The sequence below is a fragment of the Paenibacillus sp. FSL P4-0176 genome (assembly GCF_037975265.1).
Classification (GTDB): Bacteria; Bacillota; Bacilli; order Paenibacillales; family Paenibacillaceae; genus Paenibacillus; species Paenibacillus amylolyticus.
On sequence record NZ_CP150242.1, the window covers coordinates 13,856 to 29,681 of the forward strand.

Here is a 15,826-nt window from a genome sequence, read left to right on the forward strand (position 1 = left end):
TTCAAATAAGCAGGTTCTTAGAACCTGCAACAGCGATTCATTTCGGTCCGTCACTTCGGTGTGGATGAAATGAAGAGCACAAACTACTCACTCGTTGCTCAGTTTTGAGAGCTCAAACTCTCAAACAGCTTGCTTTTGCATGGAGCTTGTTCTTTGAAAACTAGATATCGAAACGAAACAAACGCGAATTAGAACATTCCTTTTTAGCTGAACTTGTGTTAAACAAGTTTCAATAAAAACGGTAGATTGCACGTACGATGGTATCGAATGGGAGCGACTTTTGGCTTTGCGCAAGCAAAACAAGGGAAGTGAGCAGTCGAAACCGGAGCACGAGGTTAAGCTACTAAGAGCACACGGAGGATGCCTAGGCGCTAGGAGCCGATGAAGGACGTGGCGAACAACGAAACTGCCTCGGGGAGCTGTAAGCAAGCTTTGATCCGGGGGTGTCCGAATGGGGAAACCCAGCTGGGGTAATTTCCAGTTACTCATAACTGAATACATAGGTTATGCAGAGGCATACCAGGGGAACTGAAACATCTAAGTACCCTGAGGAAGAGAAAACAATAGTGATTCCGTCAGTAGCGGCGAGCGAACGCGGAGAAGCCCAAACCAGAGAGCTTGCTCTTTGGGGTTGTGGGACGTCTCACATGGAGTTACAAAGGAACCGGTTAAGCGAAGAGGTCTGGAAAGGCCCGCCAAAGAAGGTAAAAGCCCTGTAGTTGAAAGTCTGTTCCCTCCGAGACGGATCCCGAGTAGTGCGGGGCACGTGAAACCCCGTATGAATCCGGCAGGACCATCTGCCAAGGCTAAATACTTCCTAGCGACCGATAGTGAAGCAGTACCGTGAGGGAAAGGTGAAAAGCACCCCGGAAGGGGAGTGAAATAGAACCTGAAACCGTGTGCTTACAAAAAGTCAGAGCCCGTTTTAGGGGTGATGGCGTGCCTTTTGTAGAATGAACCGGCGAGTTACGTTCCCGTGCAAGGTTAAGGTGAAGAGCCGGAGCCGCAGCGAAAGCGAGTCTGAATAGGGCGACTTAGTACGTGGACGTAGACCCGAAACCGGGTGATCTACCCCTGTCCAGGGTGAAGGTGCGGTAACACGCACTGGAGGCCCGAACCCACGCATGTTGAAAAATGCGGGGATGAGGTGGGGGTAGCGGAGAAATTCCAATCGAACTCGGAGATAGCTGGTTCTCCCCGAAATAGCTTTAGGGCTAGCCTCGGAAAACAGAGTCGTGGAGGTAGAGCACTGATTGGGTGCGGGGCCCGCAAGGGTTACCAAGCTCAGTCAAACTCCGAATGCCATAGACTTACTTCCGGGAGTCAGACAGTGAGTGCTAAGATCCATTGTCAAAAGGGAAACAGCCCAGACCATCAGCTAAGGTCCCCAAGTGTGTGTTAAGTGGGAAAGGATGTGGAGTTGCACAGACAACCAGGATGTTGGCTTAGAAGCAGCCATCATTGAAAGAGTGCGTAATAGCTCACTGGTCGAGTGACTCTGCGCCGAAAATGTAACGGGGCTAAACACACCACCGAAGCTATGGCTTGATGCTTTGCATCAGGGGTAGGGGAGCGTTGTATAAGGGTTGAAGGTGTACCGTAAGGAGCGCTGGACATTATACAAGTGAGAATGCCGGTATGAGTAACGAAAAGATCAGTGAGAATCTGATCCGCCGAAAGCCTAAGGGTTCCTGAGGAAGGCTCGTCCGCTCAGGGTAAGTCGGGACCTAAGGCGAGGCCGAAAGGCGTAGTCGAAGGACAACAGGTCGAAATTCCTGTACCACCGTAAGCCGTTATGAGCAATGGGGGGACGCAGTAGGGTAGTGACGCGGACTGATGGATGTCCGTCTAAGCAGTAAGGCTGATGTGTAGGCAAATCCGCACATTGTAAGGCTGAGCTGTGATGGGGAGCGAAAATTATAGTAGCGAAGGTCATGATCTCACACTGCCAAGAAAAGCCTCTAGCCAGGTGATGGTGCCCGTACCGCAAACCGACACAGGTAGGCGAGAAGAGTATTCTAAGGCGCGCGGAAGAACTCTCGTTAAGGAACTCGGCAAAATGACCCCGTAACTTCGGGAGAAGGGGTGCCCCGGTAGTGTGAATAGCACGAGGGGGCCGCAGTGAAAAGGCCCAAGCGACTGTTTAGCAAAAACACAGGTCTGTGCGAAGCCGTAAGGCGAAGTATACGGGCTGACGCCTGCCCGGTGCTGGAAGGTTAAGGGGAGTGGTTAGGAGCAATCCGAAGCTGTGAACCGAAGCCCCAGTAAACGGCGGCCGTAACTATAACGGTCCTAAGGTAGCGAAATTCCTTGTCAGGTAAATTCTGACCCGCACGAATGGCGTAACGACTTGGGCGCTGTCTCAACGAGAGATCCGGTGAAATTTTAATACCTGTGAAGATGCAGGTTACCCGCGACAAGACGGAAAGACCCCATGGAGCTTTACTGCAGCTTGATATTGAATTTGGGTACGATCTGTACAGGATAGGTGGGAGCCTTTGAAACGTGAGCGCCAGCTTGCGTGGAGGCAACGTTGGGATACCACCCTGATCGTATCTAGGTTCTAACCTGGTACCGTAATCCGGTGCGGGGACAGTGTCAGGTGGGCAGTTTGACTGGGGCGGTCGCCTCCTAAAGAGTAACGGAGGCGCCCAAAGGTTCCCTCAGAATGGTTGGAAATCATTCGAAGAGTGCAAAGGCATAAGGGAGCTTGACTGCGAGACCTACAAGTCGAGCAGGGACGAAAGTCGGGCTTAGTGATCCGGTGGTACCGCATGGAAGGGCCATCGCTCAACGGATAAAAGCTACCCTGGGGATAACAGGCTTATCTCCCCCAAGAGTCCACATCGACGGGGAGGTTTGGCACCTCGATGTCGGCTCATCGCATCCTGGGGCTGAAGTAGGTCCCAAGGGTTGGGCTGTTCGCCCATTAAAGCGGTACGCGAGCTGGGTTCAGAACGTCGTGAGACAGTTCGGTCCCTATCTGTCGTGGGCGTAGGAAATTTGAGAGGAGCTGTCCTTAGTACGAGAGGACCGGGATGGACGTACCGCTGGTGTACCAGTTGTTCCGCCAGGAGCACCGCTGGGTAGCTATGTACGGACGGGATAAACGCTGAAAGCATCTAAGCGTGAAGCCCCCCTCAAGATGAGATTTCCCAGTATGTAAGACCCCTTGAAGACGACGAGGTAGATAGGCTGGGGGTGGAAGTGCAGCAATGCATGGAGCTGACCAGTACTAATCGGTCGAGGGCTTATCCAATAGCAAGTTGTAAATCGCGTGTTTCGTTTCGAATCTAGTTTTCAGAGAACAACAACTCTGAAATGTAAGCTACGCGTTTGGTGGCGATGGCGGAGGGGTTCCACACGTACCCATCCCGAACACGACCGTTAAGCCCTCTAGCGCCGATGGTACTTGGACCGCAGGGTCCTGGGAGAGTAGGACGCCGCCAAGCAAAGAACCACTGCCGATGATATTCGGTGGTGGTTTTTATTTGTTTATAAGGATTAAATATGATAAGTGGAAGCTCTGACATGATCGATACTGGAAGGTAACATTTTTGTTACGGATAACAGCGGCAAAACCAGTATAATAGGACTATGTTAAATATGCTAAAAGTACCTGACCACAGAGCTGGAATGTGCAGCTGTGAAAAGGAGGGTGTGTGTGTTAAGTTGGCGGAGACTTGGACTACAATCATTTCTGTTGCTTTGTCTGACCGTTGTTCTAGCAGGATGCGGTGAAGCTTCAGGATCTGTATGGACTTCATATGAAGGCGCGGTGAACGAGAAGAGTTTTCCGGTGCCGAAAGTAGCGAATAAATCTGACCAGTCTGAAAATAATTCGGATATGGATTATGTTCGATATACGCTGTCTGGTATTAGTGAGAGTACTAGCTTGCCTGAGGTATATCTAGACGAGATTAAAAGCTGGGGTTGGACAGAGAGGCAAGCCAAGGGTACATCCAATGAATCCAGTACCTTGCGTGTATTTGCAAAGGAAGGACATACTGTGCATTTAGCAGTACATGATGGTTCCTTTACACTAATGGTTCCTAGAAATGATGCTACTCAAACGACAGTTAAATCATTGGCTGAAGATGATTGAGCTGGTTCAGGTATGGTTTGGTATGATTAATTAACGCTGTGATGTTCCTTATAATATAGTAAAGCTCCCGTGTACTTGATCGGGGGCTTTTTGTTATTTGGCGAATTAGGTTTTAGTAATGATTGGAGAAGCTATCACGTATGGTGGATCAGTGGTCATACATGTTCAGAAGGAATGGAGCAGCTTCTTTTGTACACGTATAGGTGGTATGTGTGCTTGAAGCATAGGGGAGTGTGGAGCGCTAAAAGTAGAGGGGGAGAGATATAAGTTGCATAAAGGTATTGAGGTAATGAAAGGCTGATGGAAGCGACCATAAGGGGGATAGAGCTGAGACTGAGTGAGAGATCGCTTAAAGGTGTAAGATCTACGAGATATCTGGGGTTATGAGGATATGGAGCAGCGGGAGGAAAAGAGGAGAAGAACGGAGCCACGAGTGGGGATAACTCATTTAACTATGCCCATGCTGTGGATAATGGATGAGAAGGGAACAATAAATAAAAGTTATCCACAGTGGATAACTTTTATTTGAGCATGTGAGGCTGAGTCAACTGAACGATACACGATTATGTTTTTGCATCAGATTATTCGAAGGGCTCAGCGGTTATGTATTACAAGTAAGTAAGGTACATTGAGTATTGCATAAATGAGGGAGTGTTATTGCAGATAATATGAGACATCTTGTTCATTCAATTTAATGAGTCCGTCTTTGCGCTCACGGGAGAGAACCATTACAACATACAAGCGAGGACCCAGCAACCACAAATGCCAGAAGATCAGCGAGAGGGTGAAGGACAATGGCGACCATATCAAACATACTGTAATGATACATAGTCCAATCCAGCTCATGTTAAGGTGTACCCGGACAAACATACGGAAGCTGAAATGCTGATCAGGGATATAACCTAACCAGGGCATACGCATATTCCAGCGCCAGCGTTTGGCGTAAGAGGTACGGACCAGCAGTAATATCGTTCTGGCGATGACATAATGAATCCAGATGGTGATTGGACCTGCCAGTACAAAAAAGAAGAGGCCAGTCCAGGAGAATGCGAGTAGATTGAATAAGAGCATGATGACCGGCAGACACAGATAGCTGTAAATGACACTGCGGGCGATAGCCTTTTTTTTCAGAAGCCGGTATTGATAAAATGTTGCTTTATTCTCCGGTTCGGCGATCATACGATTATATATCCTCCTTCGGATTCACGTTTGTGTGGGGTAGGTATTCGTTTTTTTTACACGAGTAAAAGGGAATGAATCATACATGTATGTATATATGAACCTTGTATCTCACGCCATGACGATTGTACAAGATATTGAGATTCGACGGAGCTTATCTCAGTATACTCCCGAATACACGGACTGTCAGGCTTTGATATCGTTATCATGTATTATATATCGGCTGGGATTCCATGTTTTTTTAAGGAAATTGAATATAAGTTTGTGTCAGGCTATGGGATACGTGATGTAGAGGTAAATGCGATGGATTGTAAGATTACTGTATATACATAAGCAGGTGAATGTTCTTGTAGGGAGAATGAATGTATTTTTCGGTACAGACACCCAAGAGGGGGTGGGCGAATATATATATTTTATAGAAAGAAAGCACTATGAAAATGTTTAAAATAATAGAAACTGTGCAATACTGATAGTAAATGTAAAACAAGGTGGGATGGTTCATGGAAGAACATGCCGAACACACATGTATTATCTGCGAGCAAAGAAAAAGAGAAGGCATTTTTATTGTATCTGAATTCATATGTGACACTTGTGAAGCAGAAATGGTTCATACCGACGCGCAGGATGCCAAGTACAATTATTTTATTCATCAAATGAAGCAAATTTGGGTACAAAAAAACGCATAATAAATGTTGCTAATAGAAGTAGAAGCGAAACATCACATTGTAACGATGCTGATGTGTATAGAGGCCCAATGGGCCTTTTTCTGTTTTTAAGAGGAGAGATTGCCTTGTATGACATCTTGGGAAGGCGTATGCTGATATAATGGTATAGATCATTTGCAGTAACGCGTGTGGAGATGGGGAAGAAGGGCGTTGCTTAGATTAGGATGCATTTTTTGGAACGCATCGGGCGCACATAATATATGTACAGGATGGTTATTTCATGGATCATAAAAATAAAGCAAGTAGTGCCCCTTTATATGAAGCGTTGCTTGCGTATCGTGATTCGAAGCAGCGTTCTTTTCATGTGCCTGGGCATAAGAATGGACAAGCTTATCGACATTTGGTAGAACAAGCAGAAGCAGGGCAACCTCCAGTTAAGGATATCGTCAATGAGGAATACCCGCATAACAGAGAGATCCAGAATGATGGAGAAAAGAATTTTAACCAGAAGGTAGAGCGTTTCAGTTCGGTGGGTGAACATGGGGCTGATCTGGAGAGCGTGGAACGACTCAGCGTTGAAGGGGCTCACTCGGAATTAGAACTGGTACCGGTGCGTTCATTTCTGGAGATGATGGAGATGGATGTTACGGAGATTACGGGCACCGATGATTTGCACCATCCGGAAGGTGTAATCCAGGAAGCACAGGAGCTTGCGGCAGATTGTTTTGGAGCGGAGGAGAGTTTCTTCCTTGTGGGAGGAAGTACAGCAGGTAATTTGTCTCTATTGCTAACTGTGTGTGATGAGCCAAACAGTATTGTGCTGGTGCAACGGAATGTGCACAAATCCGTTATTCACGGGTTAATGCTGGCAGGAGCAAGAGCTGTATTTCTGGAGCCGTGGGTCGATCCTGCGTCTGGACTTGCGGTCATGCCGTCTGTGGAGACGGTGCAGGCTGCTGTCCAGTCCTATCCTGAGGCAAAGGGCGTATTGGTCACTTTGCCCAATTATTACGGCATGGGCGCTGATCTGACGCCCATAGCCGAGGTATGCCACGCCGCTGGCATGCCATTGCTCGTGGATGAAGCGCATGGCGCGCATTATGGGCAGCATCCGGAGCTGCCTGTCTCTGCACTGTCATGCGGAGCAGACGGTGTCGTGCAGTCGACACATAAGATGCTGACGGCCTTCACCATGGGTGCCATGCTGCACATTCAGGGACCGCGGTTGAACCGGTCCCTGTTAAGGCAGCGCCTGGCCATGGTGCAAAGCTCAAGCCCATCATACCCGGTGATGGCTTCGCTTGATCTGGCGCGCCGGCTGCTGCATGTGCAGGGCGCGAACACATTCACGGCGGGGCTCGCCGCCGTGAATGCCTTTAAGCGCGGCCTCGCGGAGCTGCCGCGCTTCCAGTTGCTGCAGCCTGCACAGCCGCTGCAGCCAGAACCGCCAGCCGGAACAGCGAAGCCGGCTGGCATGTCCGTGTCCGCTGCGCAGCAGACACGGGAGGGTCTGACCGCGGCGGCTATGCCATCTGCCGCGGGGTATACCGCTCAGGACCCATTCAAGGCCGTCATCTATGACGGCGCAGGGGTGCTGAGCGGTTATGGGCTACAGCAGCAGCTGGAAGCATGCGGCTGTGTGCCCGAGATGAGCGACGAACGGTACGTCGTCTTGCTCTTCAGCCTGGGCTCAACGGTGCAAGATGCTCAGCACCTGTTGCAGGCTTTACACCATATCAGCTCTGCCAATGGGCATGAGCTGAACCAATCCAATACAGAGCCATCGCAACAGCTTGCGAAAGTTTCTGCACATTATATTTCCACGTGGAACAATTTACAAGAAAACACTCGCTACTCGGAACCGATCTCCTTTACACTGCAACCAATTGTGGAGACGAATACGATCAATGTGCCGATAGAAGAAAGCGTAGGCTGTCGATCAGCTGAGATGGTAGTCCCGTATCCTCCAGGGATTCCGCTTGTATATCCGGGTGAACGTATTAGTACATCGATGGTGGCTCGTATACAACTCCTGCGGGATGAGGGTGCAAAGTTTCATGGGGTATCCGATGCATCTCTACGGTCATTGAAGGTTATGAAGGAATGAAGGGAACACATGAGGATCTGAATTGCATTCACCAATAGGTAGGCAATATGACCAATACGGATAGCGATACCGGACCCTACACATGTGAGGGTCTCTTGGCCATTAATCTAGTTGCTAGGGTGTGTCTTCAAAATCAGGCATGCAATACGTTGAAGAATGTCAGGGTCCAACAGCTTGAAGTCAAGGATTGCTGATCCTGGCGAATTGTCCAGACGATTTTCTAAGAAACCGAGGACGTCTTATTTAGCCTTCGAGTCCTCCTTTTATTTTGTAAGGAACCTGAGACACGTTATTAACCATATTGACCTAACAAACACGCTGTAAACGGCTGGTTATTCCAATATACCGTGTTTCAGATTCCTTAGATTGTTGCGGGCGCTTCAAATCGCTGAATAAGACGTCACAGGGTCGTTAGCACTCCCGCTCCGTGCCCTGCTCCAGACACGTTCAGTTTGAAGACACGCTTTAGTTCAACTTATAGAGATAGACATAAGAAAGAAGGGAACACTTTGGGTATTCCGCTAAAAAAATATACAGGAATAGTCCTGCAAGTTTTGTTGATGTACGGTTTTTATTGGATTGGCAACTTGATTCAAGCTGTATTACATCTGCCGTTAACAGGCAGTATTGTGGGCATGATGGTATTGTTTGTCACCATTCAACTGGGATGGATCAAAATGAGCTGGGGAGAAGAAGGGTCGACGTGGCTTCAATCTCATCTGCAATTGTTGTTCATCCCGCCAACTGTGGGCATTATTAATCATTTTGATTTTTTTAGAGCCAACACCTTGTTATTGGTTCTGGGTTTGATCGTTAGCACATTAATCACATGTCTGATATCTGCCAAATTAAGTGAGTGGCTTATGACATGGAGATCGTCTCACTCAGGCAAAAAGGAGGCGATCACTTGTCAGCATTCATCCTCGGAATTGGAATGATCGTGCTAACCATCGCTGTATATATTCCAGCTACTCGTCTATATAAAAGATTAAAATGGCCGATACTTATGCCTGTACTCACAACGACTGCCATCCTGATCCTGATCTTGGTGATCTCCGGTATAAAGCTGGATACGTACATGCTGGGTGGAAAATGGATACAGGAGCTCTTGGGTCCAGCAGTTGTATCTCTTGCTTTTCCCTTGTCCAGACATCTGCATGTGCTGAAGCAAAATATCATTCCAATTGTGGGTGGGACAATCGGAGGCAGTATTACAGGTATCGCTACAGGCGCTTTAATCGCCATTCTGCTCGGTTATCCGCAAGAGATGGTCATCGCTTTATTGCCAAAATCAGTGACAACTCCTGTGGCTATTCAACTTGCTAATCAGGTTGGGGGGAATGCCTCATTCACATCGCTGTTTGTGATGATTGCAGGATTCTCAGGGATATTATTGGGGCCGATGCTCTTGAAATGGGCCAAAGTCCGCAGTAAACATGCCTATGGGATTGGACTGGGTTCAGCATCTCATGCCCTCGGCATGGCAAGGTCTTTTGAATATGGAGAGAATGCGGTAGCCCTCAGTTCAGTTTCCATGATTGTCAGTGCTATTGCCGGATCAATTATGCTTCCATTATGGGTATGGATCATCTACGGTTGAATGTTTTACTTTGTTGTTCATGTTGGAGTAACCGCTGACCTATAGTATGATAGAAAGAAACAAGCTTGTATGATCTGGGTGTTATTAATACGTACCGATATAGCTGTAGCTATACACCTCTGGGCGGGAGATATCATATCTTGTAGCAAGAGGGTCTAAGCATATTCCATTACAGCAGCAATAGATGCAATTATCGACATAGAAAGCAGGGAAGCATATGCAGGGCAGAGGTAAATTCATTACGCTGGAAGGGGGAGAGGGTTCCGGTAAAACAACGATGATCGGTAGAATAGGTTCTTATTTTGAAGAACGGGGTATACCTTACGTAGTTACGCGAGAGCCTGGTGGAATTGAGATTGCGGAGAAAATACGTTCAATTATTCTGGACCCTCTTCATACGGCAATGGATGCTCGAACCGAAGCACTATTGTATGCAGCTGCACGCAGCCAGCATCTGGCGGAGAAAGTAGAGCCTGCACTGAGAGCTGGAAAAGCAGTCATCTGTGACCGATTTGTCGATAGCAGTCTGGTCTATCAAGGGCACGCCCGTGGACTCGGGATAGAGAATGTATGGGCCATTAATCGTTTTGCGATTGGTGATCTCATGCCGGATGTGACCTTATATCTGGACATTGAGCCTGAAGTGGGGCTTGCCCGGATCGATGCTCATGATGGCCGCGAAGTGAACCGTCTGGATCTGGAAAATCTGGAGTTTCACCGTAAAGTGCGAGAGGGTTACTTCCTATTAAAAGAGCAGTTCCCGGAACGGATCAGAGTTATCGATGCTTCCATGAAGCAGGAGGATGTCTTGGCAGCAATGATTTTGTCGCTGGAGACAGGGATTTTGAAGGATTTTGACGAGTAATTGTCTAATATATAGACAGGGCATTTGATAAAGGTGCTTATTCTAAAGGAGGTTATGCAGGATGAAACTGATTGTTGCGATTATACAGGATAAAGACAGCAACCGATTATCCAGCGCATTGGTCAAAGCAAACTTTCGGGCAACGAAGCTTGCCAGTACGGGCGGATTTTTGAAGGCAGGCAACACGACGTTTATGATCGGTGTCGATGATGGTCAAGTCGAATCCGTAATGAACGTCATTCGCAGCAGCTGTAAGGTTCGTGAACAGCTCGTGACTCCGGTCACACCGATGAGTGGAACAACCGACTCTTACCTGCCGCTACCTGTTGAAGTTCAAGTAGGCGGAGCTACTGTATTTGTTCTCCCGGTAGATCGCTTCGAACATTTCTAATTAAACCTATTGCATGGATCCCATGAGGGTCCTTCATGATCGATAGCATGTTGGAAACGATGGATGCAAGAAGAGTTAACAGAGTTCGTGCGTGCCACTTACGGAACGCCTTTCTTGACGAGAAGAATCAGCATACTCTTTCCGGATGAGCATTTCCCAGCTGGGAATGGTTCCTTTCGGAAAGAGGTTGACTACAAAGAACAAGTCCTTGATGGTGATGTGTATCTACCATTATATATAGAGTGTGATCAGCATATATAAAAGCCTCATTCTCAGGCACAGGCGCAACGCGCACTGTGCTGATGGGCGATTGGCTAACTATGATAGAAAGCGGGCGTATCCATGAAAATCAATCCTGGATTCAGACCGATTCAGAGCGGGATCAGTTCTACTGATTCAGGTTCCAAACCGGTTCAATCCAAAAATTTCTCTGATATGATGAATCACCAGGGGGAACGGGCCTCACAAGCTGAACTGAATCGCCGGTTTAGTGAAATCCAGCTTCAGGGAGATCGCTTGGCACGTTCCATGACGATTCGTGAACTGAAGGCGTATAAGCAACTTGTTAAAAGGTTCCTGGAAGAGACCGTTCGTCGCGGTGTATCCATGAAAGAGACAAGGGGTTGGGATCGTCGTGGCAGAGGCAAGCGGTATAAACTGATTGATGAAATTGACTCCGCTCTGTTATCCATGGCTGATGAATTGCTGGATACAGAAGAAGGAAAAATCTCTCTATTACAACAAGTAGGGGAAATTCGGGGGATGCTTATTAATTTAAGCTTCTGAGGAGGAAGTATGTCCTTTCAACAGATTATGGGTCAACAAGCGGCCAAGAAAATGTTACAAAGCAGTTTGAGACGTAAGGCAATAAGCCATGCGTATTTGTTTAGCGGTCCAGCTGGTAGCGGGCAACGGAAGACGGCAATTACCTTTGCCAAGGCAATATTCTGTACAGAGCTTGAAGATGACGCTTGTGGGCAGTGTCTTGAATGTCGTAAGGTAGATCATGGTAACCATCCGGATCTAACCATGCTTGCACCAGATGGAAACAACATTAAAATAGATCAAATCCGGGATCTGCAGCGTATTTTTTCATACCGATCAGAGGCAGGCCATCCCAAAGTATATATTATAGAACAAGCCGAGAAAATGACGGTGCAGGCAGCAAACAGTTTGCTCAAATTTCTGGAGGAACCGCAGGTACCAGCAGTCGGCATCCTGATTACAGATAATGGACAGGCCATGTTGCCAACGATCCGCTCACGCTCCCAATTGGTACCGTTCAGCGCACTGAATCCGGAAGAGATGCTGCAATCACTAATTGAGGAAGGGCACCCTGCCAATCTGGCTCGCTCTGCCGTCCATTTAGCGTCAGGATTGGAAGCATGTAGAGAAATTCTCCAGCAGAATTGGTTTGCAGAAATTAGAAACGTAATGTTACAATTAGGGAAGGAGTCCCTGGGTAGAGGAAGTACATCATTGATCTCTGCACAGCAGAAGCTTTTTAAAACCGGACTCTCTGAACACCTGGACATGTTACTCAGTTTGTTCCATCTATGGTTTAGGGACATGCTGTATGTTCAGTACGATAGGCATGAACATATCGTTTTTATAGATCAGTTAGACATGTTATCTCAGTTGGCACATACCCGCAGCACAGAGCAGTGGGTCTCCTATATGGATATGGCCGCAGCATGCAGAAAAAAATTGCGTTTCAACGTCAATGGCCAGCTTTGTCTGGAGCAATTTTTGATCGGTTTGGCATAAGACTGGGAGAGGGCAAAGTTAGCTCCAATCATATGCAAACGGTTATAACTTCGGCCGGTTCCCTAAGAAGACGGGGCTTCAGACGAAGTGGGGTTGGCTTACAAGGGGGTTAATTTTTTGTACAGTGTAGTGGGTGTCCGTTTCAAAAAAGCGGGCAAAATTTATTACTTCGATCCCCTGGACCTTCCCATTGAGAAAGAAAACTGCGTTATCGTGGAGACAGCGCGGGGGGTTGAGTACGGTAAGGTTGTCGTAGGTAAGAAGGAAGTGGGCGAGTCCGATGTGGTGTTGCCGCTGAAGAAAGTCATCCGCGTTGCGGGCGATACAGATGCCCGTGTGGTTGATGAGAACAAACGTGCAGCCAAAGAAGCATTCGGTACTTGTTTAAATAAAATCAAAGACCATGGCCTCAAAATGAAGCTGGTCGATGTGGAATTTACGTTTGATCGCAATAAAATTATATTTTATTTTACAGCTGAAGGAAGAGTTGATTTCCGGGAGCTGGTCAAGGATCTGGCAAGCATATTCCGGACACGAATCGAGCTGAGACAGATTGGTGTACGTGATGAAGCGAAGATGCTTGGCGGAATCGGACCTTGCGGCCGTGTGTTGTGTTGTTCTTCCTGGCTGGGAGACTTTGAGCCGGTATCAATCAAGATGGCTAAAGATCAGAGCCTGTCACTGAATCCGACGAAAATTTCAGGGTTGTGCGGAAGACTCATGTGCTGTCTGAAATTTGAGCATGATAACTATGAAAGTGTGAGAGAAGAACTGCCAGCTGTAGGCAAATTGGTCGTCACCTCATTGGGTGAAGGAAAAGTTGTCGGAATTAATGCCGGTAGCCGCACAGTCCATGTTCAACTGTTCGACATCAGTAAAGTCAAAGAACTTCCGCTGGATGACGTCGTTATCAAGTAAACCATAAAGGTTGCTTCGGGGTGGAAACTTGGAAAAGAAAAATCTGTTTACGCACATTCATGAAATGGAAACCCAACTGGGTCAGTTGCACGGTGATTTAGGAGAGTTAAAAATGATTGTGAAGGAGCTGCTTGAGGATAATCAGCGGCTTACCATCGAGAATGAGCAGTTACGCAAACTGCTCAAACGTGAGGCTCCGGCAGATCTGCCGATCTCCTCAGCACTCGCTCCTGTAGCAAGACCAGCAGGTCCGGCTACAGGCGAGGATGTTGTGGGCGAAGGGTATGATAATCTGGCTCGGTTGTATCACGAAGGCTTCCATATCTGCAACGTCTATTATGGACATTTGCGGACGGAAGGCGATTGTCTGTTCTGCCTGTCTTTTTTGAATAAATGAAGTGACCGTAGGGATCCCCTACGGTTTTTTTTCAAGGTTATAAACCTAAACTAAACAAACATGAGATATAGAGTACCGGAGGATGAGCGTAACATATGGAAGAAAATGAAGTTGTGTTACATGAGTCAGAGCGGATTGATGATCTGCTCTCTCATGATCTGAGAATCATTCAAAGTGATGAAGTGTTTAGTTTTTCGATGGATGCCGTATTATTAGCCCGGTTTGCTTCCGTACCTAAACGGGGTCGTATACTTGATTTGTGTACGGGTAACGGGGTGGTTCCCATTTTGCTTACAACGCGTACGCAGGCTAGTCTGGAAGGGATCGAGATTCAGCCACGTTTGGCTGATATGGCGCGTCGCAGTGTGCAATTAAATGCATTGGATGAATCGATTATGATTCGTGAAGGTGATTTGCGAGAACTCGTGAAAGAAACAGGACATGCTGTATACGATGCAATAACCGTTAATCCTCCATACATGCCTCTGAATGGCAGTGATCTCAAGATGAACACACATCAGGCAATGGCACGTCATGAGATCGGATGTACCCTGGAAGAAGTGATTCAGGCGTGCAGTCGACTTGTACGTAATGGCGGCAAAGTATCAATGGTTCATCGTCCGCAACGCCTTGCAGAGATTATCTCGCTCATGCGCGAATATAAGCTGGAACCAAAAAGGATTCGGATGGTACATCCCCGTGCTCATTTGGAAGCCAACATGGTGTTAATTGAAGGAATGAAAGATGGTAAACCGGAAGTTAGGATGCTTCCTCCACTCATTGTCTACAATGAAGAGGGGAAATACTGCGAAGAGATTATGGATATTTACTATGGTCAGCAACATGCTGAGCGTACTACGAAAGGAGGGCTTTAGATGACTTTGCATATTCAAAAAAGCTATGCGGAGCAGCCTGAAGGATCAGGCAAGCTCTATCTGGTTGGAACACCCATTGGTAATCTGGAGGATATGACCTTCCGTGCCATCAAGACATTGCAGAGTTGTGACATCATTGCAGCAGAAGATACACGCCAGACCCGAAAGCTGCTCACCCATTTTGAAATTACACCTTCGATGCTGTTTAGTTATCATGAGCATAATAAGGGGGCGAGTGGACCTGAACTGATACGTTATATAATAGAAGGAAAAAATTTGGCACTCGTCAGCGATGCCGGTTTGCCAGCTATTTCGGACCCTGGTTCTGACCTTGTACAGCTTGCACTGGAAGCCGGAATAACGGTCATTCCCATCCCGGGGCCCAACGCTGCGTTGTCTGCTCTGATCGTGTCCGGATTACCGACGGAGCGTTTTACATTCGGCGGTTTTTTGCCGCGGGAGAAAAAGGACATGCGAAAAGTGCTGGAGGCGTTTGACGAATCCAACGGGACTTTGTTATTTTATGAATCGCCTCATCGTATTCGGAAAACATTAGTCCACCTTGAAGAAATTCTGGGTGATCGCTCGATTGTTCTGGCTCGTGAACTAACCAAGCGTCATGAGGAATTCGCAAGGGGTACTGTGAGGGAATGCATAGACTGGCTTGAAGAGCATCCACCTCTTGGCGAGTACTGCTTGCTGGTAGAAGGCATTAAGGAAGAGGAGCGTAAGGCTGAGCGCGAAGCATGGTGGCAGCTCATGTCACTCGCGGATCATGTCAGCCATTATGAGGGTGAAGGACATAACCGCAAAGATGCAATGAAAAAAACGGCTACCGATCGCGGTCTGGCGAAGCGTGATGTATATAATGCATTAATCGAGTAGTAATCTAACCAAATATCTTCTGTTGTGGGGAACATAACCTGAAAAGAAGCTTATATCCAACCTTAGTGGAAT

14 protein-coding genes and 2 rRNA genes are annotated in these 15,826 nt (G+C 47.4%); 15 read left to right on the forward strand and 1 reads right to left on the reverse strand.

The genetic code is table 11. The features are described 5' to 3' along the window. The first annotated feature begins 333 nt into the window (after positions 1-333). From MKY95_RS00055 to MKY95_RS00065, 3 genes are all read left to right on the forward strand, one after another. A 23S ribosomal RNA gene (locus MKY95_RS00055) occupies positions 334-3,259 on the forward strand. A gap of 76 nt (positions 3,260-3,335) precedes the next feature. After that, positions 3,336-3,452 (forward strand): 5S ribosomal RNA (gene rrf / locus MKY95_RS00060). A gap of 212 nt (positions 3,453-3,664) precedes the next feature. Continuing rightward, positions 3,665-4,105, forward strand: a complete 441-nt coding sequence (locus MKY95_RS00065; RefSeq protein ID WP_017691399.1) for a hypothetical protein — start codon at positions 3,665-3,667, stop codon at positions 4,103-4,105. A gap of 654 nt (positions 4,106-4,759) precedes the next feature. Here MKY95_RS00065 and MKY95_RS00070 read toward each other — a convergent pair. Then, entirely contained in the window at positions 4,760-5,284 is a 525-nt protein-coding gene (locus tag MKY95_RS00070; RefSeq protein WP_036606136.1) for a hypothetical protein, read from the reverse strand. Positions 5,285-5,784: 500 nt separating this feature from the next. On the opposite strand from MKY95_RS00070, the gene MKY95_RS00075 reads away from it, so the two are divergent. From MKY95_RS00075 to rsmI, 12 genes are all read left to right on the forward strand, one after another. Continuing rightward, on the forward strand, positions 5,785-5,970 hold the full coding sequence (locus MKY95_RS00075; protein WP_017691396.1) for a sigma factor G inhibitor Gin: 186 nt from the start codon (positions 5,785-5,787) through the stop codon (positions 5,968-5,970). A 259-nt stretch (positions 5,971-6,229) separates the two neighbouring features. Further along, entirely contained in the window at positions 6,230-8,056 is a 1,827-nt protein-coding gene (locus MKY95_RS00080) for an aminotransferase class I/II-fold pyridoxal phosphate-dependent enzyme (RefSeq protein ID WP_076320279.1), read from the forward strand. 560 nt (positions 8,057-8,616) lie between these two features. Next, positions 8,617-8,994 carry a CidA/LrgA family protein gene (locus MKY95_RS00085; RefSeq protein ID WP_143781161.1) on the forward strand — a complete coding sequence of 126 codons (378 nt, stop codon included), beginning with the start codon at positions 8,617-8,619 and terminating at the stop codon, positions 8,992-8,994. Then, positions 8,964-9,656: an LrgB family protein gene (locus MKY95_RS00090; protein WP_051446958.1), complete on the forward strand. Its 693-nt coding sequence runs from the start codon at positions 8,964-8,966 to the stop codon at positions 9,654-9,656. The genes MKY95_RS00085 and MKY95_RS00090 overlap by 31 nt, the downstream gene beginning before the upstream one ends. 217 nt (positions 9,657-9,873) lie before the next feature. After that, positions 9,874-10,521, forward strand: coding sequence for a dTMP kinase (gene tmk, locus MKY95_RS00095; RefSeq protein WP_036606134.1), 648 nt, complete (start codon positions 9,874-9,876; stop codon positions 10,519-10,521). A gap of 61 nt (positions 10,522-10,582) precedes the next feature. Continuing rightward, positions 10,583-10,912 carry a cyclic-di-AMP receptor gene (locus tag MKY95_RS00100; RefSeq protein WP_017691391.1) on the forward strand — a complete coding sequence of 110 codons (330 nt, stop codon included), beginning with the start codon at positions 10,583-10,585 and terminating at the stop codon, positions 10,910-10,912. A gap of 342 nt (positions 10,913-11,254) precedes the next feature. Then, positions 11,255-11,698, forward strand: coding sequence for a YaaR family protein (locus tag MKY95_RS00105; protein ID WP_017691389.1), 444 nt, complete (start codon positions 11,255-11,257; stop codon positions 11,696-11,698). A gap of 9 nt (positions 11,699-11,707) precedes the next feature. After that, the gene (holB, locus tag MKY95_RS00110; protein ID WP_036606132.1) at positions 11,708-12,679 is read left to right on the forward strand and encodes a DNA polymerase III subunit delta'; all 972 of its coding nucleotides are present in this window, start codon (positions 11,708-11,710) and stop codon (positions 12,677-12,679) included. A 117-nt stretch (positions 12,680-12,796) separates the two neighbouring features. Beyond that, positions 12,797-13,597, forward strand: coding sequence for a stage 0 sporulation family protein (locus tag MKY95_RS00115; RefSeq protein WP_017691387.1), 801 nt, complete (start codon positions 12,797-12,799; stop codon positions 13,595-13,597). A gap of 28 nt (positions 13,598-13,625) precedes the next feature. After that, on the forward strand, positions 13,626-13,994 hold the full coding sequence (gene yabA / locus MKY95_RS00120; protein WP_017691386.1) for a DNA replication initiation control protein YabA: 369 nt from the start codon (positions 13,626-13,628) through the stop codon (positions 13,992-13,994). A gap of 95 nt (positions 13,995-14,089) precedes the next feature. Next, the gene (locus MKY95_RS00125; protein ID WP_036606131.1) at positions 14,090-14,869 is read left to right on the forward strand and encodes a tRNA1(Val) (adenine(37)-N6)-methyltransferase; all 780 of its coding nucleotides are present in this window, start codon (positions 14,090-14,092) and stop codon (positions 14,867-14,869) included. Next, positions 14,870-15,754, forward strand: a complete 885-nt coding sequence (rsmI, locus tag MKY95_RS00130; protein ID WP_036606130.1) for a 16S rRNA (cytidine(1402)-2'-O)-methyltransferase — start codon at positions 14,870-14,872, stop codon at positions 15,752-15,754. The last annotated feature ends 72 nt before the right edge of the window (positions 15,755-15,826 follow it).

Bases quoted from the DNA above. Each gene is read 5' to 3' on its own strand.
- MKY95_RS00070 (WP_036606136.1), bottom strand. From the start codon at position 5,284: ATGATCGCCGAACCGGAGAATAAAGCAACATTTTATCAATACCGGCTT.
- MKY95_RS00075 (WP_017691396.1), top strand. From the start codon at position 5,785: ATGGAAGAACATGCCGAACACACATGTATTATCTGCGAGCAAAGAAAA.
- MKY95_RS00080 (WP_076320279.1), top strand. From the start codon at position 6,230: ATGGATCATAAAAATAAAGCAAGTAGTGCCCCTTTATATGAAGCGTTG.
- MKY95_RS00085 (WP_143781161.1), top strand. From the start codon at position 8,617: ATGTACGGTTTTTATTGGATTGGCAACTTGATTCAAGCTGTATTACAT.
- tmk (WP_036606134.1), top strand. From the start codon at position 9,874: ATGCAGGGCAGAGGTAAATTCATTACGCTGGAAGGGGGAGAGGGTTCC.
- MKY95_RS00100 (WP_017691391.1), top strand. From the start codon at position 10,583: ATGAAACTGATTGTTGCGATTATACAGGATAAAGACAGCAACCGATTA.
- MKY95_RS00105 (WP_017691389.1), top strand. From the start codon at position 11,255: ATGAAAATCAATCCTGGATTCAGACCGATTCAGAGCGGGATCAGTTCT.
- holB (WP_036606132.1), top strand. From the start codon at position 11,708: ATGTCCTTTCAACAGATTATGGGTCAACAAGCGGCCAAGAAAATGTTA.
- MKY95_RS00125 (WP_036606131.1), top strand. From the start codon at position 14,090: ATGGAAGAAAATGAAGTTGTGTTACATGAGTCAGAGCGGATTGATGAT.
- rsmI (WP_036606130.1), top strand. From the start codon at position 14,870: ATGACTTTGCATATTCAAAAAAGCTATGCGGAGCAGCCTGAAGGATCA.